The sequence below is a fragment of the Altererythrobacter sp. B11 genome (genome assembly GCF_003569745.1).
In the GTDB taxonomy this organism is placed as follows: Bacteria; Pseudomonadota; Alphaproteobacteria; order Sphingomonadales; family Sphingomonadaceae; genus Croceibacterium_C.
On the sequence record NZ_AP018498.1, the window covers coordinates 2,349,969 to 2,374,034 of the forward strand.

The following is a 24,066-nucleotide window of genomic DNA, read 5'->3' on the forward strand; positions in this document are numbered from 1 at the left end:
CACCGTAGTAGCCCCAAGCGTTTTACTACGGAGGATCACGACATGAAGAACCGCATCCTGATCGCGCCGGTGCTGCTCGGTGCCGCGCTGTCGCTGGGCGCCTGTGCCGACAATTACGCGGCCGAAGGTGCTGCGGTCGGTGCCGCTGCCGGCGCGGGCATCTCCGCCGTCACCGGCGGCGATATCGGCACGGGTGCGGCCGTCGGTGCCGCCGCCGGCGGCGTAGGCGGCTACCTCGTGAAGAAGGACGGCAAGTGCTATCGCCGCGACCGCGACGGCCGCGAATACGAAGTGCGCTGCCGCGACTGATCGGTCTCTGCAGAACATTGTGCCGCGCCCGCTTCCGCAAGGAAGTCGGGCGCGGTTTCGTTTGGGCTTCTCACCCCGCGCCGGGGAAGTTCACCAGCAAATCGTAAGCCGCCGGATCGCCGATCCCCGCCACGCGGGCGCCCCGGCGTAGAAGAAAGGCGTGGCGGACGATTTCTGCCTGTTGCTCAATCCCATATTGCTCCAGCCGCCAGCCCGGACGGAGGGCATAGTGATAACGGCACCACGGATGGCGGTGGAGCAGCAGATACCATTCGCCCCGCGAATGCGTCTGCCAGACATGCGTCATCTCGTGGATGAAATGCCCCTGGCTGGCGAGGCCGGCGAGGGAGAAATCCTCGCAATAGGCCTGCCCGCGCGGATGGAAATGGATGTGTCCGCGTGGCGCCATCGTCACCCTGCGCGGGTGGAAGGGGAAGAACTTGCTCCGGCGGATGGTCACGCGGGGATAGTCGATCGCCATCCCGAACACCGTGCGGGCCAGCGCAATCTCACCCGCCGTCAGCGGACGCGCACCGCCAACCGGGCAGGCCGCGCCCGCAGAGGTCAGCGAGCGTCGCCCGCAGCAAGGATTTCCACCGGGAAGCTCACCTTGTCGCCCCCGGCGAAGGTCAGCGTCACCTCCGTGGTGCCGCCGGCGACCAGCGAGGGATCGAGGTCGCTCACCATCACATGCAGGCCGCCCGGGGCGAACTTCACCGTCTCTCCCGCGCGCACCGGCTGCTGGGTGATCTCCTGCATGTCCGCCTTGCGATCCCATGTCGCCATCATGTGCAGCGTGGCTGTGCCGGCGCCATCGACGAAGGCGCTGCGAATGAACATGTCCTTCGTGCCAGCATTGGTGATGGTGAAATAGACCGCGGCCGGATTGCCGGCGACTGGGGGCAGCGACATGCGCCCGTCCGTCACGCTGATCCCTTCGGGGGCTGCCGGATCGGAGGGGGCGGTCGTCTCGTCAGCGCCGCCACTGCACCCGGTGGGGCCAAGCGCCGCGAGCGCCAGCGCAAGCGCCGGCCAAATGCTTCTGTTCATCGGTTCCTCCCCCTTGTCGTGGAGCGATTTTCTAGCGACGGGCCGGTCTTGTGCCAAGCCAAAGCACACCTATATCGCCCACGTCTTGAGCCGCCGAAGCGTCTCGCCGAATCTACGGGAGGCGGACAGTGCGGCGTCCAATCGAAGAAGGGATGTGGGGAACACCATGGCCAAAGTTATCGGTATCGACCTGGGTACGACCAACAGCTGCGTAGCAGTGATGGACGGGGGCAAGCCCAAGGTCATTGAAAATTCCGAAGGCGCGCGCACGACGCCTTCCATCGTCGCCTTCACCAAGGATGGCGAACGTCTTATCGGTCAGCCGGCCAAGCGCCAGGCAGTGACCAATCCGGAAAACACCCTGTTCGCGATCAAGCGCCTGATCGGCCGCCGGTTCGACGATCCGCTGACGAAGAAGGACATGGGGCTGGTCCCCTACAACATCGTCAAGGGCAAGAATGGCGACGCGTGGGTGAACGCCGGCGGCGAAGATTATTCGCCCAGCCAGATTTCCGCCTTCATCCTGCAGAAGATGAAGGAAACGGCCGAGAGCTATCTCGGCGAAACGGTCACCCAGGCGGTGATCACCGTTCCGGCCTATTTCAACGACGCCCAGCGTCAGGCGACCAAGGATGCCGGCCAGATCGCCGGGCTGGAAGTGCTGCGCATCATCAACGAGCCGACTGCGGCGGCGCTGGCCTATGGTCTCGACAAGGACGATGGCAAGACCATCGCCGTCTATGACCTTGGTGGCGGCACCTTCGACATCTCGATCCTGGAGATCGGCGATGGCGTGTTCGAGGTGAAGAGCACCAATGGCGACACCTTCCTGGGTGGCGAGGATTTCGACAGCGCGATCGTCGAATATCTGGCGGACCAGTTCAAGTCGAAGGAGAACATGGATCTCCGCAATGACAAGCTGGCCCTTCAGCGCCTGAAGGAAGCCGCCGAAAAGGCCAAGATCGAGCTTTCCAGCTCGCAGCAGACCGAAGTCAACCTGCCCTTCATCACCGCCCGCATGGAAGGTGGCAGCTCCACCCCACTGCATCTGGTGGAAACGATCACCCGCTCCAAGCTGGAGCAGCTGGTCGACAAGCTGATCCAGCGCACGCTGGAGCCATGCAAGAAGGCGCTGGAAGATGCCGGCGTGTCGAAGGACAGCGTGGACGAGGTGATCCTGGTCGGCGGCATGACCCGCATGCCCAAGGTGCGCGAAGTAGTCGAAGGCTTCTTCGGCTCCAAGCCGCACACCGGCGTGAACCCGGATGAAGTCGTGGCCATGGGTGCTGCCATTCAGGCCGGCGTGCTGCAGGGCGACGTGAAGGATGTGCTGCTGCTCGACGTGACCCCGCTTTCGCTGGGCATCGAGACGCTGGGCGGCGTGTTCACCCGCATGATCGACCGCAACACCACGATCCCGACCAAGAAGACGCAGGTCTATTCCACGGCCGAGGACAACCAGCAGGCGGTGACGATCCGCGTGTTCCAGGGCGAGCGTGAAATGGCGGCGGACAACAAGCTGCTCGGCCAGTTCGATCTGGTCGGCATCCCGCCCGCTCCGCGCGGCGTGCCGCAGGTGGAAGTCACCTTCGACATCGACGCCAACGGCATCGTGAACGTGTCCGCCAAGGACAAGGGCACGGGCAAGGAACAGCAGATCCGCATCCAGGCCTCGGGCGGTCTCAACGATTCCGACATCGAGCAGATGGTGCGGGACGCGGAGAAGTTCGCCGACGAGGACAAGAAGCGGCGCGAGCGGGCCGAGGCGAAGAACAACGCCGACAGCCTGGTGCATGCAACCGAGAAGCAACTGTCCGAGAATGGCGACAAGATCGACGCCGGGCTGAAGTCCGAAATCGAAGCGGCCATCGCAGAGACCAAGACGGCGCTCGAGGGCGACGATCTGGATGCGATCAAGTCCAAGGCCGAAGCGCTGACCAATCTCGCCATGAAGATGGGCCAGCAGATCTACGAGAAGGAGCAGGCCAATGCCTCGGCCGGCGCCGGCGAAGGTGCCGCGGCGGGCAAGGACGGCGACGAGGAAGTCGTCGATGCCGAGTTCTCCGAAGTGGACGAAGAGAACAAGGGCTGATCGTCCTCATGCAAACCCGACCCGCCATCGGCGCAGCCCGCGCCGGTGGCGGACCGGCTTAGGGGTCAGCTATGTCTGCCATGGAGATGGATTTCTACGAAGTGCTCGGGGTGAGCCGCGACGCCGATGGCGCGACGATCAAGTCCGCCTATCGCAAGCTCGCGATGAAATACCACCCCGATCGCAATCCCGGCTGCGATGACAGCGAGGCACGGTTCAAGGCGATCAGCGTCGCTTATGACTGCCTCAAGGATCCGCAGAAGCGGGCCGCATACGACCGGTTCGGCCATGCTGCCTTCCAGCAGGGCGGCGGCGGTGGACCGCAGGCTGATTTCGGCGATATCGGCGATATATTCGAAACGATTTTCGGCAGTGCCTTCGGCGGCGGCGCGGCCCGCAGCCGGGCGCGGCGCGGCGCCGATCTGCGCTATGACATGGAAGTGAGCCTGGAAGAGGCGTTCCATGGCCGGCAGACCGAGATCAAGGTTGAGGTTTCCGTTGTCTGCGACACCTGCGGTGGCGACGGCGCGGAACCGGGCACTTCGCGCCGCACATGCGACCTGTGCCACGGGCACGGCAAGGTGCGTGCGCAGCAGGGCCTGTTCGTGATCGAGCGGGCCTGCCCCAATTGCCACGGGCGGGGCGAGGTGATCGACCAGCCATGCCATGAATGTCGCGGCGAAGGCCGGGTGGACCGGGTGCAGGCGCTGGAGGTGGATATTCCGCCCGGCGTGGACAATGGCACGCGCATCCGCCTGTCCGGCAAGGGCGAGGCGGGGCCTCACGGCGCGCCTCCCGGCGATCTCTACATTTTCGTGCATGTGCGCCAGCACAAGGTGTTTCAGCGTGAGGGCACCACTTTGCTGACGCGAGTGCCGGTGAGCTTCACCACGGCGGCGCTGGGCGGCTCGATCGAGATTCCCGGACTCGACGGCGAAACCAGTGTGATCGAGATTCCCGCGGGCATCCAGTCCGGCCGCCAGCTGCGCAAGCGTGGCGCCGGCATGCCGGTGCTGCAGGGCAGGGGGCGCGGCGACCTGGTGATCGAGATCGTGGTGGAAACGCCCACGCATCTGAGCGCAAGGCAGAAGGAATTGCTGCGCGAGTTCCGCGAGACCGAGACGGGCGAGGAATGCCCCGAAAGCCGCGGGTTCCTCGATCGGCTGAAGGACGCCTTCTCCAGTTAAGGGTGCTTGCGTTCGTGCTATGTTCCCATTAAGCGCGGTGGATGGCCAAGCCTAAACGTCGCTATGTCTGTGCCGACTGCGGCAGCGTGAGTTCGCGCTGGCAGGGCCAGTGCGCCGATTGCGGGCAATGGAACACGCTGAGCGAGGAAGCGCCGGAGACGACCTTTTCTGCCCGGCACGATCTTTCGGGCGGCGGGCGCCGACTGGCCTTCGAACCGCTCGACGCGCCGGCGGAGGTGCTGACGCGGCGCTCCACCGGGCTTGAGGAATTCGACCGGGCGCTGGGCGGCGGCATCGTGCCGGGCTCGGCCATCCTGATGGGTGGGGAGCCGGGGATTGGCAAATCCACCCTGCTGCTGCAGGCGGCGGCTGCCGTGGCGCGCAGCGGCGCCGAAGCCGTCTATGTCAGCGGGGAAGAGGCGACCGGGCAGGTGCGCATGCGCGCCCGGCGGCTCGGCCTGTCCGATTCGCCGCTGAAGCTGGCGGCCGCCACTTCGGTGCGCGATATTCTTACCACCCTTCACGCAGGACCGCAGCCTGCGCTGCTGATCGTTGATTCGATCCAGACCATGCATTCGGACGTGATCGAAGGCGCGCCCGGCACCGTCAGTCAGGTGCGCGCCAGCGCCTTCGAACTGATCCGCTATGCCAAGGAAAACGGCGTGGCGTTGGTGCTCGTCGGCCATGTCACCAAGGATGGCACGATCGCGGGCCCGCGCGTGCTGGAGCACATGGTGGACGTGGTTATGAGCTTCGAAGGAGAGCGCAGCCACCAGTATCGCATCCTGCGCGCGCTGAAGAACCGCTTCGGCGCAGTGGATGAAATCGGCGTCTTCGCGATGGAAGGGCAGGGACTGGCGGAGGTCTCCAATCCTTCTATGCTGTTCCTTTCGGGGCGGGAGCAGCCGGTGGCGGGGAGTTCCGTCTTCCCCGCGCTGGAAGGCACGCGGCCGGTGTTGATCGAGGTGCAGGCGCTGATCGTGCGGCTGCAATCGGGCGCCACGCCGCGGCGTGCCGTGGTGGGGTGGGACAGCGGCAGGCTGGCCATGCTGCTCGCCGTGCTGGAATCGCGCTGCGGGCTCAATTTCTCCTCGGCGGAAGTCTATCTCAATGTTGCCGGCGGCTATCGGCTCACCGATCCGGCGGCCGATCTGGCCGTGGCGGCGGCGCTCGTCTCGGCGTTGGCGGACAAGCCGTTGCCCTTGCGGTCCGTGTGGTTCGGCGAAGTGTCGCTGTCGGGCGAAATCCGCCCGGTCGCGCACTCCGGCCTGCGGCTTCGCGAAGCGGCCAAGCTGGGCTTCGACCGGGGCGCGGGGCCCGAAGATGCGGGCAAGGGTGTGCCGGCGCTGCGCTATTCCGGCATGGCCACTTTGCCGAAGCTCGTTGACCGGATCATGGGCGGGGAATAATCTGGCTGCGGATGGCTGGCTTCGACATCATCGTTCTGCTGATCGTCGGCGCGGCCGCGGTGGGGGGCTTCCTGCGCGGTTTCGTGCAGGAAGTGCTGTCGCTGGCTGCATGGGCGGTGGCGGTGATCGCCATCTATTTCCTGCATACCGATCTCACCTCGATCCTGTTCGGCTATACCGATTCTCCCACTGGTGCCGCCGTGGCTGCCTTCGGTATCCTGCTGATCCTGCCCTATGGCATCATGAAGATCATCGCGCGCACCGCGGGCAAGGCTTCGCGCAATTCGGTGCTCGGCCCGGTGGACCGGGTGCTGGGCTTCGGCTTCGGCGTGGTGAAGGGCGTGCTGATCGTGATCCTCGCCTTCTCCGCGCTGGTGCTGGTCTATGACACGATCTGGGGCCCTTCGGGCCGGCCCGACTGGATCAAGACGGCGCGCAGCTACAGCTTCATCAACGCCAGTTCGGACGAGCTCGTTCAGCTGATCGGCGAGCGCAACCGCCGCCTGCGCGAAGAGGATGCGCAGGTCGATTCCGGCGGATGAGCGGCGCGGCCACTCTCTACACGCCCGAACTGCTCGCTCTCGCAGTCGAACTCGCGGCATTCCCTTCCCGCGCCGAAGCCGCTGCCCAGGGGGAAGCGCGATCGCCCACCTGCGGCAGCACCATCGCGATGGACCTCGCGCTTGATGGCGAGGGGCGGATCGAGCAGCCGGGGATGCGCGTGCGCGCCTGCGCCGTGGGGCAGGCGGCGGCGGCGATCTTCGCCCGCCACGCCGCGGGGAAGGACCGCAGCGCCATCGCCGCCGCACAGCAAGCGATCACCGCCTGGCTTGCGGGGGAGGGGCCGTTGCCCGACTGGCCCGATTTCGCGCTGCTCGAACCTGCGCGTGCCTATCCCGGGCGCCACGGGGCGATCCTGCTGCCGTGGAATGCCGCGCTGGCCGCCCTTTCCACCACGCCCGCCGCACGCTAACCAGCGGGCGGGAGAGCGGAGGGGAATTGTATGGGCGCGGGCGCAGCAGCAGCATCGCAGGGGGAGCCGAGCGCGAAGGAGATGCGGCTCGTCATCGCCGCGTCCTCCGCAGGCACGGCCTTCGAATGGTATGATTTCTTCATCTACGGCACGCTGGCACCGCTGATCGCGGCGGCGTTCTTCCCTACCGGCAATTCCACCCTCTCGCTGCTGCTCACCTGGGCCGGCTTCGCCATCGGCTTCGGCTTCCGGCCGCTGGGGGCGATCCTGTTCGGCTATCTGGGGGACCGGCTCGGCCGCAAATACACCTTCCTCGTCACGGTGACGCTGATGGGCGTGGCCACGGCGGGGGTGGGGCTTATTCCCGATGCCGCCACCATCGGGCTCGCCGCGCCGATAATCGTGATCCTGCTGCGGATCATGCAGGGCCTCGCGCTGGGCGGCGAATATGGCGGGGCGGCCATTTATGTCTCGGAACATTCGCCACCCCACCGCCGCGGCTATTTCACCGGCTTCATCCAGGCCGCGGTGGTGGGCGGCTTCGTACTCAGCCTCGCGGTGGTGCTCGCCTGCCGCTTCCTGATACCGGCCGAAGCCTTCGAAAGCTGGGGCTGGCGCCTGCCCTTCCTGCTGTCGATCCTGCTGCTGGGCATTTCGCTGTGGATGCGCCTCAAGCTGTCCGAAAGCCCGGTGTTCCGCGCGATGAAGGAGGAGGGGGCGACCTCGGCCAATCCTTTCGTGGAGAGCTTCACCTATCCCGGCAACCGCAAACGCATTGTCATCGCCCTGTTCGGGGTGGCCTGCGGGCTGACCATCGTGTTCTACACCGCGCTGTTTTCCAGCCTCTCCTTCCTGAAGGGGCCGATGCGGGTGGAGGACACCGTGGCGGAGCTGCTGGTGGGCTTCGCCTGCCTCGTCGGCCTCGCGTTCTTCGTATGGTTCGGCCATCTGAGCGACCGGATCGGCCGCAAGAAGCCGATCGTCTGGGGCTATGCCGCCGCGCTGCTGCTGCTCTTCCCCTGCTTCTGGGCCATGGCTGCGCTCGCAAATCCGGGCCTCGCCGCCTCGGAACGCAGCGCGCCGGTGAAGGTGGCGGGCCCCGACTGCAATTACGATCCCTTCGCCCAGGTGCAGGCCACGCCCTGCGCCCGCCTGCTGGACGACATGACGGCGATCGGCGTGCCCTATGCCGTGACTTCCGCCAGCACGCTGGCGGTGGGCGTCGGCGATGCCGCCTATCTTCCCGATGCCGCCGCTCCGGCGGAGGCGGCGCCGCAGCGGCGCGAGGAGCTGAAGCGCCTGCTGGAGGCGCAGGGCTACAGCTTTGCAGATCAGGTGCCGCCGCTGGCGAACATCCTCGGCATATTCGGCCTGCTGCTGGTCCTTGCCGCGCTGTCCGGCGCGACCTATGGGCCGGTGGCATCGCTGCTGTCCGAAATGTTTCCGCCCAGGATCCGCTACAGTTCCATGTCGATCCCCTACCATTTCGGAGCCGGCTATTTCGGCGGCTTCCTGCCCCTGATCTCGGGCTACATCGTCGCCCGCACCGGCGATATCTTCGCCGGCCTGTGGTACACCTGGGTGCTGCTCGTCGTTGCGCTGGTCGTGGCGGCGTGGGGCCTGCCGTCCGGGCCGCCGCGCGATTTTGCCGATGATGCCGCCTGAGCCGCCGCCGCCGGCGCTGCGGCTGACCGTCGATACCGAGGCTCTGGCCGAGAACTGGCGCCTGCTCGACCAGCTCTCCGGCAGTGCCGCAGCCGGCGCCGCCGTGAAGGCGAACGCCTATGGCCTCGGGGCCGATGTGGTCGTTCCGGCGCTGGTGAAGGCAGGGGCGCGGGATTTCTTCGTTGCCCACTGGAACGAGGTGGCCACCGTGCTGCGGCATGTGGCCCCCGATCGGCTGTCGGTGTTGCACGGGCCCGTGCGCGCGGAAGAGGCGGCCTTTGCCCGCGCGGCGGGGGTTCGCCCGGTGATCAACAGCCTGCAGCAGGCGCAGTTGTGGATCGAAGCGGGCGGCGGCCCCTGCGACCTGATGGTGGACACGGGCATGAACCGCCTCGGCATCTCCATGCACGAGATCGGCGATCCGCTGCTCGGCCGGCTGGAGACGCACACGCTGCTGTCCCACCTCGCCTCCGCTGACGAAGACGTGCCGCAAAGCGAACTGCAACTCGAACGGTTCCGCGAAGTCACTCGCATGCTGCCGGCCCGCCGCCGCAGCCTGGCGAACAGCGCGGGCATCGCGCTGGGGAGCGACTATGCCTTCGATCTCACCCGTCCGGGCCTCGCGCTCTATGGGGGCGTGCCGCGTAGGGAACTGGCGGGGCGCATCCGGCAGGTTGCCCGGCCGCAGGCGCTGGTGCTGCAACTGCGAGAGATCGCCGCAGGGCAAAGCGTGGGCTACAACGCCCGCTTCACCTCTACCTCGCCCATGCGCCTCGCCACGGTGGCGCTGGGCTATGCCGACGGCTTCCTGCGCTGCTGGAACGGCAAGGCGGCGTTGCGGCACGGCAGCGCGGAGCTGCCGCTGCTCGGCAATATCTCGATGGATCTTTCAGTGCTCGATTGCGGGGCTGCGCCCGATCTGCGCGAAGGGGACTGGGTGGACATTCCCTATGATCTGCCCGTCAGTTCGGCGCTGACCGGCCTCACGCAATATGAATTGCTGACGATCCTCGGCACCCGGTTTTGCCGCGCAGCATGATCGCGGCGATTGCGCTGCCCGTGCTGCAAGTGCTAAGAACTCCTTACGCAACAGGGAGCTTGCCCGCATGGCGAGAGAAGACGAGGCGGGCCAAGCCCCCATCATCATCAAGAAATATGCGAACCGCCGCCTCTATAACACGAAGTCTTCAAGCTACATCACGCTTGACGATCTTTCGCGGATGACGCGCGAGGGCGTGGATTTCCAGGTGCTCGACGCGAAAACGGGCAACGATATCACCCACGCCGTGCTGACGCAGATCATCATGGAAGAGGAAGCGAGCGGGGAGCAAATGCTGCCGGTCAGCTTCCTGCGCCAGCTCATTTCCATGTACGGCAATTCCATGCAGGCGCTGATGCCGCATTATCTGGAAGCCACGATGGAGAACTTCCGGGTCAATCAGCGCAAGCTGCAGGAAACCTTTACCGCCAGCATGGGGCCGGACGCCTTCGCCAAGATGGCGGAAACCAACATGAAGATGTTCCAGGCCGCTGCCAGCGCCTTCATGCCCGGCGCAAAGGCACCGGAAGCGAAGCCCGCGGCGAGCGGATCGGAGCTGGACGAGCTGCGCGATCAGCTTTCGCGGATGCAGAAGAAGCTGGACGAACTCGGCAAGTAACGGCCGAAGCGGCCGCGCCTTCGCGGCCGCAGTCCCATAAGCGCCATCGGCGCGCGCAAAAACTGCTGCCCCGCGGCCAGTGAGCCGCGCCTTGTGCTTCAACAGCGGCCGATATGGCGATAGGGGGCGGCTTCCAGTCATTACCGGGTGAGTTGAATGTCCGAAATCCGCCATGCCCTGAACGTCAAGCGCGCCGATGATTTCGCGCAGTGGTATCAGGAGGTCGTTTCCGCCGCAGACATGGCGGAGGAATCGGGCGTTCGCGGCTGCATGGTCATCAAGCCCTGGGGCTATGGCATCTGGGAACGGATGCAGCGCCTGATGGACGACCGCATCAAGGCGGCCGGAGTACAGAACTGCTATTTCCCGATCTTCATCCCGCTCGCCAATTTCGAGCGGGAGGCGGCGCATGTTGAGGGCTTTGCCAAGGAAATGGCGGTGGTCACCCATCATCGCCTGATCGCGGACGGCAAGGGCGGGCTGATCCCCGATCCCGAAGCGAAGCTGGAAGAACCGCTGGTGGTGCGGCCCACCTCCGAGACGATCATCGGCGACGCCATGAGCCGCTGGATCCAGAGCTGGCGCGATCTGCCGCTGCTGACCAACCAGTGGGCAAACGTGGTGCGCTGGGAAATGCGCACGCGCATGTTCCTGCGCACCAGCGAGTTCCTGTGGCAGGAAGGCCATACGGCGCATGAAAGCCGCGAAGATGCCGTGGCCGAAACGCTGCGCGCGCTGGAGATGTATCGCGCCTTCGCCGAAGAGCAGTTGGCCCTGCCGGTGATCGCCGGAGAAAAGCCGGAGAACGAGCGTTTCCCCGGCGCCGTCTCAACCTACTCGATCGAAGCCATGATGCAGGATGGAAAGGCGCTGCAGGCGGGCACATCGCATTACCTCGGCACCAATTTCGCCCACGCCGCCAACATCCGCTTCCAGGACCGCGAAGGCGGGCAGCAGCTGTGCCACACGACCAGCTGGGGCGTCTCCACCCGCATGGTGGGCGGCGTGATCATGACGCATGGCGATGACGACGGCCTGCGCGTGCCGCCGGCGATTGCCCCGCAGCAGGTGGTGATCCTGCCCATGCTGCGCGAGAAGCCGGAAGATGCCGCCCTGCTGGACTATTGCGAGGGACTGCGCACGGCGATCGCGCAGCAGCAGGCGCTGGGCGAACCGGTGCGTGTGCTGCTGGACAAGAAGCCGGGCAAGGCGGCGGCCAAGCGGTGGGACTGGGTGCGCAAGGGCGCCCCGATCATCATCGAGGTGGGCGGCCGCGACATGGAAGGCGGCAAGGTCAGCCTGCTGCGGCGCGATCGCCTGTGGGGCGAGGGCGGCAAGCCCGATTTCACCTATCCCGCGCGGGATGAGGCCGCGGCAGCGATTCCGGCGCTGCTCCAGGACATTCAGTCGTCGCTCCACGATGAAGCGCAGCAGCGGCGGGATGCCAACATCACTCGCGGCGTCGCGAGCCTGGACGAACTGGCGGAGTTCTATGGCGAGGATCGGCAGCATCCGGGTTGGGTGGAGGTGCAATGGTCGCGCCCCACTGGTGCGGCGCTGGACGCGGTGGTCGAGAGGCTGAAAGCGCTGAAGCTCACCTTCCGCAACGTGCCCATGGAAGCCGATGCGGCGTCGGGCAAATGCCTGTTCACCGGCGAGGATGCGGTGGAGCGGATCTACGTGGCCCGCTCATATTGAGCCTCGCGCCGGCGGGGTTGCGCCGACGGGCAGAGCGCGCGACAAGCGGGGATGCGCAAACTCGTTCTCGCGGCCGCCCTGCTCGCTACGCCCTCGCTCGCTCAGCCCGCGCACGCGCAGGCCGGTCCTGCGGATGAGGTGTCGCAGCAGCGGCTCCGCTCCGATGTGGAGGCGATGGTGGGCTTCGGCACCCGCCACACCCTGTCGGCCCAGGATGATCCCCAACGCGGCATCGGCGCGGCGCTGAGCTGGGGCGCGGAGCAATTCCGGCAGGCCTCCGCCCAATGCGGCGGCTGCCTGGAAGTGGTGATGCCCGAAACCATGGCGCAGGGGGATCGCATCCCCAACCCGGTCCGCCTGCGCGATGTCGTGGCCATCCAGCGCGGCAGCGAGCGACCGAACGAGGTCGTGATCGTTCAGGGCCATATCGACAGCCGCGTCAGCGACGTGATGGATACGCAGAGCGATGCGCCCGGCGCGAATGACAATGCCTCCGGCAGCGCGCTGGTGCTGGAGGCCGCACGGGTGCTGTCGGGGCAGCGTTATCCCTCCACCATCGTCTATGCCTTGCTCTCGGGCGAGGAGCAGGGGCTTTATGGCGGCAAGCTGCTGGCCGACTATGCCAAGGCGCAGGGCTGGACGGTGAAGGCCGTGTTCAACAACGACATCGTCGGCGGTTCCTGCGGATCGGACGGGGTCTGCGATGACAGCCATGTCCGCGTCTTCTCTGAAGGGCCACGTGCCGATCTCGACGCGCGGATGCGCTCCGCGCAGAGCCGCAATGGCGGGGAGAACGACAGCCCCGGCCGCAACATCTCCCGCTGGCTCGACAGGCTGGCGGAGGCGGATGCCGCGGGGCTCGACGTGCGCCAGGTGTGGCGGACCGACCGGATGGGGCGCGGCGGCGACCAGCTGCCCTTCCTTGCCGCCGGCTACCCCGCGGTGCGCTTCTCCGTCGCCATCGAGGATTACGAGCACCAGCATCAGGACCTGCGCACCGAAAAGGGCGTGACCTATGGCGACACCGTGGATGAGATGGACTTTCCCTATCTCGCCAAGGTGACCCGGCTGAATGTGCGCGGGCTGGCGGCGCTGGCGCGCGCACCCATACCCCCGGCGCCCGTAGCCAAGGCGGCGGTGCAGACCTTCACCGCGCTCGCGTGGGACGCCGTGCCGGGCGCGGCGTCCTACAAGGTCTATCGGCGGCGGACCGACCAGCCCTATTGGGAAGAGCAGCCGGTTCAGCAGGTCACGCAGACCCAGCTCGATCTGGCGGGCGTTCGCGGGGATGACTGGCTGTTCGGCGTCAGCTCCGTCTCGGCCGAGGGAGCGGAGAGCCCGGTCGCCAGTGCGGTGCCCGGCGGCGGCTTCTCTCCGCTTGTGGCCGAGTGATGCGGCGCCCATATCGCTGACATGGCCAAAGCAAAACATTCCGGCCTGCCGACATCGCGGCAGATCCTCGACTTCATCCAGTCTTCCGATACGCCCGCGGGCAAGCGCGAGATCGCCCGCCACTTCGGCCTGAAGGGGCAGGAGAAGATCGCCCTCAAGCACCTGCTGCGCGACATGGCGGAGGAAGGGCTGATCGACGGGCAGCGCACCGCCTACCACCGCATGGGCGGTGTGCCCAAGGTCACCGTGCTGCGCGTGGTCGATGTGGAGGATGGCGAGGCCATTGCCGTGCCTGATGCCTGGCAGCCGGACGACGCAACCCCGCCGCCGCGCCTGCGTCTGGTCGAAGGCAAGAAGGGCGGGGCGCTGCGCCCGGGCGACCGCGTGCTCGCCCGCACTGAGGAGAGCGGATCGGGGTGGCGCGCCTTCCCGATGAAGAAGCTGCCTTCGCGCACCGATGCGGTGCTGGGCGTGGTGGAAGTCGACGGTGCGGGCAAGGCGTGGCTGGCGCCGGTGGACAAGCGCATCCGCAATTCCTCCCCCATCGCCGATCTGGGCGGGGCGGAGCCGGGCAATCTCGTGCTGGCGGAGGCCGCCGGCCGCTCCCCCCGCGCGGGGGTGAAGGTGATCGAAGTGCTCGGCGATCCGCTCGCCCCGCGCAGCTACAGCCTGATCGCCATTCACAAATACGGCATCCCGCACGTCTTTCCCGAAGATGCGGTGACGGAAGCCGAGGCGGCGGCGAAGCTGCCGCTGGCGGAAGATCGGCGCGAGGATCTGCGGCACCTGCCGATCGTCGCCATCGACCCTGCTGACGCGCGCGACCATGACGATGCCATCTGGGCCGAGCCGGACGGGGAGGGCGGCTTCCGCGCCGTGGTCGCCATTGCCGATGTCAGCTTCTACGTCCGCCCCGGCGGCGCGCTGGACCGGGAGGCGCGCAAGCGCGGCAACTCCGTCTATTTCCCCGACCGCGTGGTGCCCATGCTGCCCGAGGTGCTGAGCGCCGATGTGTGCAGCCTGCATGAGGGCGAGGATCGCGCGGCCATGGCCTGCCACCTCGTCATCTCCGCAGATGGGCAGGTGAAGTCATGGCGCTTCACCCGCGCGCTGGTGCGCATCAGCGAGACGATCGCCTATGAGGATGCGCAGGCGCGGATCGACAGCGGCGAGGCGGGCGAGAACCTGCGCCACCTGTGGTCTGCCTGGAAGGCGCTCGCTTCGGCCAGGGCTGCGCGCGACCCGCTGGAGCTGGAACTGCCCGAGCGGCGCGTGATGCTCGACGAGCAGGGCCGCATCGCCGAGATCGCGGTGCGCGAACGGCTCGATGCGCACCGCGTGGTGGAAGATTTCATGATCGCCGCGAACGTCGCGGCGGCGAAGGCGCTGGAGAGCAAGGCCTCTCCGGTCGTGTACCGCGTCCACGAGCCGCCGACGCGCGAAAAGCTGATCGCGCTGCGCGAATATTTCGACTCGATCGGCAAGAAGCTGGCGCTGGGCCAGGTCATCACGCCCAGCCTGTTCAATCGCATGATCAAGGACATCGCCGATCCGGGCGAGAAGGCGCTGGTGATGGAAGCCGTGCTGCGCAGCCAGACCCAGGCCTATTACGGGCCGCGCAACGCCGGGCATTTCGGGCTGGCGCTGGGCAGCTACGCCCATTTCACCTCGCCCATCCGCCGCTATGCCGACCTGCTGGTGCACCGGGCTTTGGTGGATAGCTTCGGCCTCGAACAGCCGAGTCCCAAGGGCAAGCTGCCGCCGACCAGCGGGCTTTCAGACAAGGATCGGGACGACCTGACCAAGGTCACCGACGCGATCAGCCTCACCGAACGGCGGGCGATGGAGGCGGAGCGGGACACGATCGACCGCTATGTCGCCGCATGGCTTTCCGCGCGGGTGGGCGAGATCTTCAAATGCCGCATCACCGGCGTGCAAAAATTCGGCTTCTTCGCCACTATCGCCGCGCTGGGCGGGGACGGGCTGGTGCCGGTGTCCGCGCTGGGCCGCGAATATTTCTCCTACGACGAAGGCGCGCGCGCGCTCGTGGGGCAGGACAGCGGTACGCGCTATGCGGTGGGCGACATGCTCGACCTGAAGCTGGCCGAGGCGAACCCGCTCACCGGCGCGCTGAAGTTCGAGCCGGTGGACAGCGACGGATCGGCGATCGAACCGCGCGGCGCCCGTCCGGAAACGCATCGGCGCTCCAAGGGCAAGCCACCGATGCAGGGCAAGCGAGGCCGGCCGGCCAACATCCGTCATCAGGGCCGGAAAAGGAAATAGGCCCGGCTCAGCTGAGCCGGTCGATCTCCGCATCCGGCAGGGCGCCCGGCACCACGAAGAGCGGGCAGGACAGCGATCCGGCGGTGGCGGAGAAGTGGGTGACCAGCGGTCCCGGCGCGCCTTCGGGCGCCGCAGCCAGCACCAGCGCGGCCACCTCCGGGTGATCGGCCAGATAGTCCTTGATCACCGTCTTGGCGTCACCCACCCGCACGGCGATTTGCGGCATGCGCGCGCCTTCGCTGATGAGTTCGCCCGCCGCGCTGTTCGCCAGCACCTCCGCACGGTCGCGCGCCTCCTCCTCGATCGTGGCCTGCACGCCGCCGAAGGCGTTGAAATCCTGCTTGGGCACCAGGGCCAGAATATGCACCGCGCCCCCGGTCTTGGCGGCGCGGCGAGAGGCGAAACGCAGGGCGCTGTGCGCCTCTTCCGTCTCGTCAATGATCACCAGATATACGCGCATGTAGCCTGCTCTCCCTGCGCTGGCGTATCGGGCCAAAGCGGCGGGCGCGCAAGAACCTTGCTCCGGCGCGGCAAATTGGCCAGAGACGGGCGAAACCGGACCAGCGCATTTCGCCCCCAGGAAGGATACAGCGTCCCACTATGTCGATCGCCATCAAGATGCCCGCCCTTTCCCCCACCATGGAAGAGGGCACGCTCGCCAAATGGCTCGTGAAGGTCGGTGACAAGGTCGCCTCCGGCGACATCATGGCCGAGATCGAGACCGACAAGGCGACGATGGAATTCGAAGCCGTGGATGAAGGCGTGATCGCCGACATCGCCGTTCCGGAAGGCACGGAAGGCGTGAAAGTGGGCGCGGTGATCGCGACCCTGGCGGAAGAAGGGGAAGACCCGGCTGATGTGAAGCCGGCCGCGGGCGATTCTCCCGCTCCCGCTGCCGCACAGAAGGAGGAGGCGGCACCCGCCCCGGCGCCGGCCGCTTCCGCGGCGCCATCGCCCGCTCCTGCTCCTGCCGCCGCACCGGCTGCCACTGGCGACCGCGTAATCGCTTCCCCGCTGGCGCGGCGCATCGCCGCCGACAAGGGTGTTGACCTCGCTGCCGTGAAGGGCAGCGGCCCCAACGGGCGTATCGTGAAGGCCGATGTGGAATCCGCGCAGCCGGGCGCCGCTTCTGCCGCCGCACCGGCTTCCGCTGCTGCCCCCTCTGCCGCGCCCGCGCCGGCGCCCGTCCAGGCGCAGGATTTCGGCATCCCGCATGAAGAGGAAAAGCTCAGCGGCATGCGCAAGACGATCGCGCGCCGGCTGTCCGAATCGAAGCAGCAGGTGCCGCATATCTACCTCACGGTGGATATCCGGCTCGATGCGCTGCTGAAGCTGCGCGGCGAGCTCAATGTGGCGCTGGAACCGCAGGGCGTGAAGCTCTCCGTCAACGATATGCTGATCAAGGCACTGGCCAAGGCGCTGGTGGCGGTTCCCGCCTGCAATGTTCAGTTCGCGGGCGACAAGCTGCTGAAATTCACCCGCGCCGATGTCTCGGTGGCGGTTTCCATTCCCAGCGGCCTCATCACCCCGATCGTCAAGGATGCCGGCAGCAAGGCGATCAGCGCCATCTCCACCGAGATGAAGGATCTCGCCGCTCGCGCCCGCGACGGTAAGCTGGCGCCGGAGGAATATCAGGGTGGCACGGCCAGCCTGTCCAACATGGGCATGTACGGGATCAAGCAGTTCGAAGCGATCATCAACCCGCCGCAGGCCATGATCATGGCGATCGGCGCGGGCGAGAAGCGGCCTTACGTTGTCGAGGATTCGCTGCAGATCGCCACGGTGATGAGCGCCACGGGCAGCTTCGATCATCGCGCAATCGACGGCGCCGATGGCGCGGCGCTGATGAAGGCCTTCAAGGATATCTGCGAGGCACCGCTGGGCCTGGTGGCCTGAAGTGCATCCGGCCGCCTTCGCTTTCGCCGCTACGGCGCTCGCCACGATTCCCGTGGCAGCCGGGGCCGTGACGGGGGAGGGCGAGAATGTGCCGCTCATCGGGCGGGATGGGCCCGAAGCGGATGGCTGCGGCGGGATAGGCAAGGTGTTCGGCCTCTATGGTCCCGGCACGCAGGCCTACCTGTCGGTTCGGGAGCGGCAGGATGATCGTGCGCGCGAAAAGGATCGGCTCACGTCCGGCACGCTGGTGTGGCTGTGCGATGCGCAGGACGAGTGGCAGGGCATCGTCTATGCGGATGACGAATTGCAGGATCTCGGCGATTGCCGGGTGAGCAGTTCCGTGGCGGCGCCGGAGCCCTATAGCGGGCCGTGCCGGTTCGGCTGGGTCCACGCGCGCAATCTGCAGCTGGTGGCGCAGTGATGGTGTTTCCTACGCCCCTGAGCACCGGGCAAGATGCCGCAATGCCTCGTAATCCCACCATTTTTGACGCTTTTCATCGCGCCCGCGGGGCGCCAGGAATTTCTTGCATGAACCCTGTTCCAACGTGTTCCAAGCCAGAGGACGGCCATGACCGAGGGTGAGATTCACGCCGGCCGCGATCCCGCGATTCGGGTCACCGCCATGCCGGCGGACACCAATGCCTATGGCGATATTTTCGGCGGCTGGCTGCTCAGCCTGATGGACAGCGCCGCCGGCCTGACCGCTGCCCGCAAGGCCAAGGGCCGCGCGGTGACGGTGGCGATGGACGGCATGCAGTTCCATATGCCCGTGAAGGTGGGGGACGAGGTTTCGGTCTATACCGAGATCGAGAATGTCGGCCGCACCAGCATCACCATCGGCGTGGAAGCATGGCGGCGGGAACGGCATTCGGAGCATGCGGTAAAAGTTACCGAAGCGAAATTCACCTTCGTCGCGATTGACGAAAACAGGCGCCCCCGTCCGGTGGTCGACGGGACCGGAAGTTAGGAGCAGGCCAAGTGGCTGAGAATTACGACGTCATCGTTCTGGGTTCGGGACCGGGCGGCTATGTCGCCGCCATTCGTGCGGCACAGCTGGGCCTCAAGACCGCGATTGTGGAGCGGGAATTGCTGGGCGGCATCTGCCTCAACTGGGGCTGCATCCCGACAAAGGCGCTGCTGCGGTCGGCCGAGATCTTCCATTATATGCAGCAAGCCAAGGATTATGGCCTTGTTGCCAAGGGGATAGAGGCTGACCTTGAAGCTGTGGTGAAGCGCAGCCGCGGCGTGGCGAAGCAGCTGAATCAGGGCGTCACGCATTTGATGAAGAAGAACAAGATCGCCGTGCATATGGGCACCGGCACGTTCAAGAATGCGACCACGCTGGAAGTGAAGGGGGAAAAGGGCAGCGAGACCATCTCCGCCAAGCACATTATCGTCGCCACCGGCGCGCGCGCGCGCGACCTCCCGTTCGCCCCCGCCGACGGCAAGCGGGTGTGGACCTATCGCCATGCAATGACGCCGGGCGAAATGCCGGGCAAGCTGCTGGTGATTGGCTCGGGCGCAATTGGTGTCGAGTTCGCCAGCTTTTACAACGACATGGGCGCCGATGTTACCATGGTCGAGATGCTCGACCGGATTGTGCCGGTCGAAGATGCCGATGTCTCCGCCTTCCTGCATAAGCAGCTGACCAAGCAGGGCATGACGATCAAGACCGGCGCCGCGCTGGAAGAGCTCAAGGTTTCCGACAAGGGCGTGTCCGCGAAGATCAAGGGCAAGGACGGTAAGGTCGAAAGTGCCGAATATAGCCATGTGATCGTCGCCATTGGCATCCAGCCGAACACGGAAAACATCGGCCTCGAAAAGCTGGTGGAGATGGATCGCGGCTTCATCCAGATCGATCCCTATGGCCGCACGAAGAGCAAGGGCCTGTGGGCGATCGGCGATTGCGTGCCGGGCCCTTGGCTGGCGCACAAGGCCAGCCATGAAGGCGTGACCGCCGCGGAAGCGATCGCGAAGGAGCTGGGCAACAAGGATGTCCATCCCCATCCGCTCGACCGCAACAACATTCCCGGCTGCACCTATTGCCATCCGCAGATCGCCAGCGTGGGCATGACCGAGGCGAAAGCCAAGGAAGCGGGCTATACGGTCAAGGTCGGCAACTTCCCCTTCATCGGCAATGGCAAGGCCATCGCGCTGGGCGAGCCGGAAGGCTTCGTGAAGACGGTGTTCGATGCCAAGACCGGCGAATTGCTGGGCGCCCACATGATCGGCGCCGAGGTGACCGAGATGATCCAGGGCTACACCGTCGGCAAGACGCTGGAGACGACCGAAGCGGAGCTGATGAACACCATCTTCCCGCATCCCACCATCAGCGAAGCGATGCACGAAAGCGTCCTCGGCGCGTACGGCAGGGCGCTACATATCTAGCGGGCGCGGAGCGGTGTGGCGGACAGGGTGGGATTCGAACCCACGGTGGGCTTGCACCCACGCCGGTTTTCAAGACCGGTGCATTCAACCGCTCTGCCACCTGTCCGCTGGAGATGCCGGCTAGCGGGGAATGGGGCGCTTGTCACCTCGTGACTCTCCGCGCTGGCTGGGTTAATCACCGGGCAAGAGCGCAAAGCGCCGGCAAGGGGTGGAGGGAGACGCGACATGGGACGTTCCGCAATGATATTGGCGGTGGGGATGGCGCTTGCGGCGAGCTCGGCACCGGCGCTGGCCCAATCCTCCTGCAGCCGCGAATCCCTCGATGCGATCGCCGACAAATATGTCGCGGCGCAGACGGAAGGCATGGCGCTGCGCGTGCCGATGGGCAACTGGGTCCAGTATCGCGAGAATTTCGAGCTTTCTTCAATGACCTACGGCGGTATCCTGGCAACACCGCAGAAGATCGACTGGCACCGTTCCTTCGTGGATACGGACAGTTGCACGGTCTATGTCGAAGCAATCATCACCGATCCGGCCCATCCCTATGTCCTCGCGACCAAGCTCAGCACCCGGGGCGGATCGGTCAATGCGTTCGACGTGATCGTGACCGACGAGGGGGACTGGCTGTTCGACGCGCAGCGGACGCTGGCCTACGCCCGGCAGGAGGACTGGGGCGAAATCCCCGAAGGCGAGCGGGACAGCCGCCAGGTGCTGCAGGCTGCCGCGGATGCCTATCTCGACAGCTTCAAGGACGAGAGCGTGGAGGTGCCCTGGGGCACGCCCTGCGCTCGGCTCGAAGGCGGGCTCTACACCGGCAAGGGCCGGCCGGACGACAGCTGCAATGTCGGCGTGCCCGAAGGGGTGGATCTGACGAACCGGTCCTATGTGATCGATCCTGCGGTGGGCGCGGTGGCGGTATTCCTACGCTTCGGCGGGCCGGAGGGCCTGCCGGATGCTCATGTGTTCCGTGTGGAAAAAGGGCGGATCCGCTATGTCCACACCATCACCAATTGCGGTGATATGCCCAATTGCGGTTTTCCGCCGCTTTCCGAAATGCTCAAGAACAATCCAGCGTTACAACCCGATCTCCAGAAATAGGATTTCAGCGACATCATGACTGCATTTCTTTCCCGCCTGCGGACTGCGGGCCTTGCCGCCACCGCTCTTGCCGGTCTCGCCATTGCCACCCCGGCCGCAGCGCAGGGTGCGGGCTGCCCGCGCAGCAAGACGCAGGAGATCGGCGACAGCTGGATCGCGGCCGTGGAGGCCGGCAGCATGTTCAAGATGAACCTTGGCGAATGGGTGGACTACAGCGAGAATTTCGAACGCGGCTCGCTCGGTTCCTTCCTCAACAAGCCGCGCAAGGTCGACTGGCACCTGATGATCCAGGACACGGACAAGTGCCGCGTCTTCGTGGAAGCCGTGATCCTCGATAAGGAACGGCCGATGGTGCTGGCAACGCAGGTGGGCAGCGGCTTCTTCGGCGTGGGGCCGTTCAACAACATCGTCACGGATGAGGGCGACTGGCTGTTCGACGCGGAGAAGACCGCCTATTACGCCTCGCGCGAGGACTGGAGCGAGATCCCCGAAGGCCAGCGTAACACGCGCGAGGAACTGATCGCAGCCGCCAACGCCTATCTCGACAGCTTCAAGGACAAAAGCGTGCAGGTGCCCTGGGGCACGCCCTGCGCACGCCTCGAAGGCGGGATCTACACCGGCAAGGGCCAGCCGACCGACAGCTGCAATGTCGGCGTGCCCGACGGGGTGGAACTGACGGATCGCGACTACATCGTCGATCCCGCGCTGGGCGCCGTGGCCGTGTTCCTGAAGTTCGGCGAGAAGAAGCGGCCTGACAGCCATCTGTTCCGCATCGAAGATGGCAAGATCCGCTATGTCCACACCGTCACCAATTGCGGGGACGAGGTGAACTGCGGCTTCCCGCCGCTCTCCGAAATGCTCAAGAAGAACCCGGAAATGCAGCCCGACCTCGGCAAATAAGGGGCGTTGCGGCGCCCGGCCCGGGCGGGCGGTTCGTCGCAAAGAGGACACCGGGGCGCGGGCCCGGGCTTTCCATCCCGGCCCGCGCATGGCACAAAACCGCCATGCCGAGAAAATTGCTGCGTTTACTTTTCGCTGGCGGGGCGGCCTTGCTGGCCAGCTCCGCCGCTGCCCAGGACATGCCCTTCGATGCCTATATGCAGCTCGTTGCCGCCAAGGCGCGGGCGCAGGGGGTAAGCGAAGGCACGATTTCCCGGATGCTGGGGGGGCTTTCGCCAAACCAGCGCGTCATCGCGCTCGATCGGGACAATGTCTCCAGCGGTGGGCAAAGCAGCGGCTATCCCCTGTTGGCGCCCTATATCCAGCGGCATAACACGCAGGCCCGCGTTACCCGCGGCCGGGCGCTTTACCGCGAGTTGGGCCCCATGGGAGCCAGCATCCAGGGCCGCTTCGGCGTGCCGCCTGAAATCCTGCTGGCGATCTGGGGCCATGAGACAAGCTATGGCGCAGTAAAGGGCGGGTTCGATCTCGCCGGTGCACTCGCCACGCTGGCCTGGGAAGGGCGGCGGCGCGATCTGTTCGAAACCGAGCTGGTCGACCTGCTCAAGATCGCGGATCGCGATGGGGTCTCGCGCTCGACCCTCGTGGGCAGCTGGGCGGGCGCCTTCGGAAATCCCCAATTCCTTCCGAGCGTCTATCTGCGGCTCGCGGTGGATGGCGATGGCGACGGCAAGCGCGACATCTGGAACAGCGAAGCGGACACGCTGTACTCCATCGCGAACTATTTCCGGGACGCTGGATGGCGCTCTGGCGAGCCCTGGGGCGTTCGCGCCTATACGCCGAACAGCGTCGATCGCTCGGCGATCGCAGCGCGGGTGGCATCGCCGGTGTGCCCACGGGTGCATGAGCGGCACAGCCGCTGGATGACGGTGCGCGAGTGGAAAGCGCTGGGCGTGATCCCGCAAGGGCCCATTGGCGACGACGTCATGGCCTCGCTGTTCGAGCCGGACGGGCCATCTGCGCCCAGCTATCTCTTAACTCAGAATTATCGGGTCATCCTCGAATACAATTGCTCCAACTATTACGCGATGAGTGTGGGGCTGCTCGCCGATGAGATTTCCCATTGATGTTAAGCAGTTGATAGCAATGAAGGTCTGCCTGCTTGCGGTGGCGGCAGGGCTGGTCGCCTGTGTGACGGCCGCCGCCGCGCAGCCCCGCGCGGCCGCCACCGGATCCGAGCCGCAGGGTCCGGCCGCCGATTACCCGGTGGTAGTCGGCGAGCCTTATCGCGTCTCCGGCTTGGAGTATGTCCCATCGGACGTGCTGAATTACGATGAGGTGGGCTATGCCGTGGTCGATCCTGATGCGAAGCAGGGGGTAACCGCCGCGCATCATACTCTTCCGCTGCCCAGCTATGTGGAGGTGACATCACTCGAGAGCGGGCGAACCATTCTGGTGCGGGTGGAGCGCCGCGGGCCCATGGACGGCAATTCGCTTATTGCACTGTCCGCTGATGCCATGGTCCAGTTGGGTGTCGAGGGCAGCGCGCCGGTTCGCGTCCGCCGGGTGAACCCGCCCGAGGAACAGCGGGCCCTGCTCCGCGCGGGTCAGGAGGCACCCCTGCGCATTGATACGCCGATGTCGTTGGTGGAAGTGCTGAAGAAGCGCCTCCCCGCCAGCGGGTCGGCATCGCTTCAGGCACCGGCAGGCCACGCGCCGGAGGAGACCTCCGCGCCGGCCAAGGACCAGCTCCCGATCGAACCGAAGGCCATATCGCCGATGCCCGCTGCCGCCGTGGCCCCTACGCCCGCAGAGGATCGCATGGTCGCAAACCAGAAGGGATATGGGGTCCAGGCCGCCACCATGTCCACCCGCGAACGGGCTGAGCGCGTTGCACGCCAGATCGGCGGCACGATCGCCCCTGCGGGCACTCTTTTCCGCGTGCGCACCGGTCCGTTCCCGACGCGCAGGGAGGCGGAGGCCTCGCTCGCCAAGGTGAAGGCTGCAGGGTATACCGACGCGCGAATCTTCACGACAGACTGAACGGCCGGCGCCCGGCGCTCCGGTG

General features: G+C 66.1%; 23 protein-coding genes and 1 tRNA gene. 20 read left to right on the plus strand and 4 right to left on the minus strand.

The features are described 5' to 3' along the window. Positions 1 to 42: 42 nt before the first annotated feature. Positions 43 to 309 (plus strand): YMGG-like glycine zipper-containing protein, encoded by a 267-nt coding sequence (locus tag AEB_RS11210; RefSeq protein ID WP_119083277.1) that lies wholly within the window; start codon positions 43 to 45, stop codon positions 307 to 309. A gap of 70 nt (positions 310 to 379) precedes the next feature. Here AEB_RS11210 and AEB_RS11215 read toward each other — a convergent pair whose 3' ends face one another. Both AEB_RS11215 and AEB_RS11220 read right to left on the minus strand, forming a co-directional pair. Beyond that, on the minus strand, positions 380 to 790 hold the full coding sequence (locus tag AEB_RS11215) for a vgr related protein (protein WP_231958682.1): 411 nt from the start codon (positions 788 to 790) through the stop codon (positions 380 to 382). Between the two features lie 83 nt (positions 791 to 873). Continuing rightward, entirely contained in the window at positions 874 to 1,359 is a 486-nt protein-coding gene (locus tag AEB_RS11220; RefSeq protein ID WP_119083278.1) for a copper chaperone PCu(A)C, read from the minus strand. 166 nt (positions 1,360 to 1,525) lie between these two features. Between AEB_RS11220 and dnaK the strand changes: the two genes are divergently transcribed. The 11 genes from dnaK (at position 1,526) to AEB_RS11275 (ending at position 15,716) form a co-directional block, all read left to right on the plus strand. Then, positions 1,526 to 3,451, plus strand: a complete 1,926-nt coding sequence (gene dnaK / locus AEB_RS11225) for a molecular chaperone DnaK (protein WP_119083279.1) — start codon at positions 1,526 to 1,528, stop codon at positions 3,449 to 3,451. Positions 3,452 to 3,522: 71 nt separating this feature from the next. Next, complete coding sequence (dnaJ, locus tag AEB_RS11230) at positions 3,523 to 4,638, plus strand: molecular chaperone DnaJ (protein ID WP_119083280.1); 1,116 nt, start codon at positions 3,523 to 3,525, stop codon at positions 4,636 to 4,638. 41 nt (positions 4,639 to 4,679) lie between these two features. Then, entirely contained in the window at positions 4,680 to 6,047 is a 1,368-nt protein-coding gene (radA, locus tag AEB_RS11235) for a DNA repair protein RadA (protein ID WP_119083281.1), read from the plus strand. A gap of 11 nt (positions 6,048 to 6,058) precedes the next feature. Continuing rightward, a complete protein-coding gene (locus AEB_RS11240; RefSeq protein ID WP_119083282.1) occupies positions 6,059 to 6,589 on the plus strand; it encodes a CvpA family protein in 531 nt (176 codons plus the stop codon). Then, positions 6,586 to 7,020 carry an iron-sulfur cluster assembly scaffold protein gene (locus AEB_RS11245; RefSeq protein WP_119083283.1) on the plus strand — a complete coding sequence of 145 codons (435 nt, stop codon included), beginning with the start codon at positions 6,586 to 6,588 and terminating at the stop codon, positions 7,018 to 7,020. Before AEB_RS11240 ends, AEB_RS11245 begins: the two co-directional genes overlap by 4 nt. Before the next feature lie 30 nt (positions 7,021 to 7,050). Next, positions 7,051 to 8,685 carry an MFS transporter gene (locus AEB_RS11250; protein WP_119083284.1) on the plus strand — a complete coding sequence of 545 codons (1,635 nt, stop codon included), beginning with the start codon at positions 7,051 to 7,053 and terminating at the stop codon, positions 8,683 to 8,685. Next, on the plus strand, positions 8,675 to 9,724 hold the full coding sequence (locus AEB_RS11255; protein ID WP_119084601.1) for an alanine racemase: 1,050 nt from the start codon (positions 8,675 to 8,677) through the stop codon (positions 9,722 to 9,724). Before AEB_RS11250 ends, AEB_RS11255 begins: the two co-directional genes overlap by 11 nt. A 67-nt stretch (positions 9,725 to 9,791) precedes the next feature. Then, positions 9,792 to 10,343, plus strand: a complete 552-nt coding sequence (phaR, locus tag AEB_RS11260) for a polyhydroxyalkanoate synthesis repressor PhaR (RefSeq protein ID WP_119083285.1) — start codon at positions 9,792 to 9,794, stop codon at positions 10,341 to 10,343. A gap of 156 nt (positions 10,344 to 10,499) precedes the next feature. Next, positions 10,500 to 12,041, plus strand: coding sequence for an aminoacyl--tRNA ligase-related protein (locus AEB_RS11265; protein WP_119083286.1), 1,542 nt, complete (start codon positions 10,500 to 10,502; stop codon positions 12,039 to 12,041). Positions 12,042 to 12,092: 51 nt separating this feature from the next. After that, positions 12,093 to 13,433: a M28 family peptidase gene (locus AEB_RS11270; protein ID WP_119083287.1), complete on the plus strand. Its 1,341-nt coding sequence runs from the start codon at positions 12,093 to 12,095 to the stop codon at positions 13,431 to 13,433. 21 nt (positions 13,434 to 13,454) lie between these two features. Next, positions 13,455 to 15,716 carry a ribonuclease R family protein gene (locus tag AEB_RS11275; RefSeq protein WP_119083288.1) on the plus strand — a complete coding sequence of 754 codons (2,262 nt, stop codon included), beginning with the start codon at positions 13,455 to 13,457 and terminating at the stop codon, positions 15,714 to 15,716. 7 nt (positions 15,717 to 15,723) lie between these two features. Here the strand turns inward: AEB_RS11275 and AEB_RS11280 are convergent, their stop codons facing one another. Beyond that, positions 15,724 to 16,176, minus strand: coding sequence for a universal stress protein (locus AEB_RS11280; protein WP_119083289.1), 453 nt, complete (start codon positions 16,174 to 16,176; stop codon positions 15,724 to 15,726). Positions 16,177 to 16,316: 140 nt separating this feature from the next. On the opposite strand from AEB_RS11280, the gene AEB_RS11285 reads away from it, so the two are divergent. The 4 genes from AEB_RS11285 (at position 16,317) to lpdA (ending at position 20,000) form a co-directional block, all read left to right on the plus strand. Beyond that, a complete protein-coding gene (locus AEB_RS11285) occupies positions 16,317 to 17,612 on the plus strand; it encodes a pyruvate dehydrogenase complex dihydrolipoamide acetyltransferase (protein WP_119083290.1) in 1,296 nt (431 codons plus the stop codon). A gap of 1 nt (position 17,613) precedes the next feature. Continuing rightward, complete coding sequence (locus AEB_RS11290; RefSeq protein ID WP_119083291.1) at positions 17,614 to 18,033, plus strand: hypothetical protein; 420 nt, start codon at positions 17,614 to 17,616, stop codon at positions 18,031 to 18,033. A 147-nt stretch (positions 18,034 to 18,180) separates the two neighbouring features. Next, positions 18,181 to 18,579 carry an acyl-CoA thioesterase gene (locus AEB_RS11295; protein WP_119083292.1) on the plus strand — a complete coding sequence of 133 codons (399 nt, stop codon included), beginning with the start codon at positions 18,181 to 18,183 and terminating at the stop codon, positions 18,577 to 18,579. A gap of 11 nt (positions 18,580 to 18,590) precedes the next feature. Then, the gene (lpdA, locus tag AEB_RS11300) at positions 18,591 to 20,000 is read left to right on the plus strand and encodes a dihydrolipoyl dehydrogenase (protein ID WP_119083293.1); all 1,410 of its coding nucleotides are present in this window, start codon (positions 18,591 to 18,593) and stop codon (positions 19,998 to 20,000) included. A gap of 16 nt (positions 20,001 to 20,016) precedes the next feature. Here lpdA and AEB_RS11305 read toward each other — a convergent pair. Then, positions 20,017 to 20,106, minus strand: a tRNA-Ser gene (locus tag AEB_RS11305). 119 nt (positions 20,107 to 20,225) lie between these two features. Here AEB_RS11305 and AEB_RS11310 point away from each other — a divergent pair. From AEB_RS11310 to AEB_RS11325, 4 genes are all read left to right on the plus strand, one after another. Then, a complete protein-coding gene (locus tag AEB_RS11310; RefSeq protein ID WP_145985296.1) occupies positions 20,226 to 21,098 on the plus strand; it encodes a hypothetical protein in 873 nt (290 codons plus the stop codon). A 15-nt stretch (positions 21,099 to 21,113) separates the two neighbouring features. Then, on the plus strand, positions 21,114 to 21,998 hold the full coding sequence (locus tag AEB_RS11315) for a hypothetical protein (RefSeq protein ID WP_119083295.1): 885 nt from the start codon (positions 21,114 to 21,116) through the stop codon (positions 21,996 to 21,998). A gap of 104 nt (positions 21,999 to 22,102) precedes the next feature. After that, positions 22,103 to 23,125: a lytic murein transglycosylase gene (locus AEB_RS11320; RefSeq protein WP_119083296.1), complete on the plus strand. Its 1,023-nt coding sequence runs from the start codon at positions 22,103 to 22,105 to the stop codon at positions 23,123 to 23,125. 19 nt (positions 23,126 to 23,144) lie between these two features. Then, positions 23,145 to 24,041 (plus strand): septal ring lytic transglycosylase RlpA family protein, encoded by an 897-nt coding sequence (locus AEB_RS11325; protein ID WP_119083297.1) that lies wholly within the window; start codon positions 23,145 to 23,147, stop codon positions 24,039 to 24,041. The last annotated feature ends 25 nt before the right edge of the window (positions 24,042 to 24,066 follow it).

Coding starts and splice junctions, on each gene's coding strand:
- AEB_RS11265 (WP_119083286.1), top strand. CDS start 10,500: ATGTCCGAAATCCGCCATGCCCTGAACGTCAAGCGCGCCGATGATTTC.
- phaR (WP_119083285.1), top strand. CDS start 9,792: ATGGCGAGAGAAGACGAGGCGGGCCAAGCCCCCATCATCATCAAGAAA.
- AEB_RS11310 (WP_145985296.1), top strand. CDS start 20,226: ATGGGACGTTCCGCAATGATATTGGCGGTGGGGATGGCGCTTGCGGCG.
- AEB_RS11240 (WP_119083282.1), top strand. CDS start 6,059: ATGGCTGGCTTCGACATCATCGTTCTGCTGATCGTCGGCGCGGCCGCG.
- AEB_RS11325 (WP_119083297.1), top strand. CDS start 23,145: ATGAAGGTCTGCCTGCTTGCGGTGGCGGCAGGGCTGGTCGCCTGTGTG.
- AEB_RS11220 (WP_119083278.1), bottom strand. CDS start 1,359: ATGAACAGAAGCATTTGGCCGGCGCTTGCGCTGGCGCTCGCGGCGCTT.
- dnaK (WP_119083279.1), top strand. CDS start 1,526: ATGGCCAAAGTTATCGGTATCGACCTGGGTACGACCAACAGCTGCGTA.
- AEB_RS11245 (WP_119083283.1), top strand. CDS start 6,586: ATGAGCGGCGCGGCCACTCTCTACACGCCCGAACTGCTCGCTCTCGCA.
- AEB_RS11295 (WP_119083292.1), top strand. CDS start 18,181: ATGACCGAGGGTGAGATTCACGCCGGCCGCGATCCCGCGATTCGGGTC.
- dnaJ (WP_119083280.1), top strand. CDS start 3,523: ATGTCTGCCATGGAGATGGATTTCTACGAAGTGCTCGGGGTGAGCCGC.
- radA (WP_119083281.1), top strand. CDS start 4,680: ATGGCCAAGCCTAAACGTCGCTATGTCTGTGCCGACTGCGGCAGCGTG.
- AEB_RS11315 (WP_119083295.1), top strand. CDS start 21,114: ATGACTGCATTTCTTTCCCGCCTGCGGACTGCGGGCCTTGCCGCCACC.
- AEB_RS11275 (WP_119083288.1), top strand. CDS start 13,455: ATGGCCAAAGCAAAACATTCCGGCCTGCCGACATCGCGGCAGATCCTC.
- AEB_RS11210 (WP_119083277.1), top strand. CDS start 43: ATGAAGAACCGCATCCTGATCGCGCCGGTGCTGCTCGGTGCCGCGCTG.
- AEB_RS11320 (WP_119083296.1), top strand. CDS start 22,103: ATGCCGAGAAAATTGCTGCGTTTACTTTTCGCTGGCGGGGCGGCCTTG.
- AEB_RS11285 (WP_119083290.1), top strand. CDS start 16,317: ATGTCGATCGCCATCAAGATGCCCGCCCTTTCCCCCACCATGGAAGAG.
- AEB_RS11270 (WP_119083287.1), top strand. CDS start 12,093: ATGCGCAAACTCGTTCTCGCGGCCGCCCTGCTCGCTACGCCCTCGCTC.
- AEB_RS11280 (WP_119083289.1), bottom strand. CDS start 16,176: ATGCGCGTATATCTGGTGATCATTGACGAGACGGAAGAGGCGCACAGC.
- AEB_RS11215 (WP_231958682.1), bottom strand. CDS start 790: ATGGCGATCGACTATCCCCGCGTGACCATCCGCCGGAGCAAGTTCTTC.
- AEB_RS11250 (WP_119083284.1), top strand. CDS start 7,051: ATGGGCGCGGGCGCAGCAGCAGCATCGCAGGGGGAGCCGAGCGCGAAG.
- AEB_RS11255 (WP_119084601.1), top strand. CDS start 8,675: ATGCCGCCTGAGCCGCCGCCGCCGGCGCTGCGGCTGACCGTCGATACC.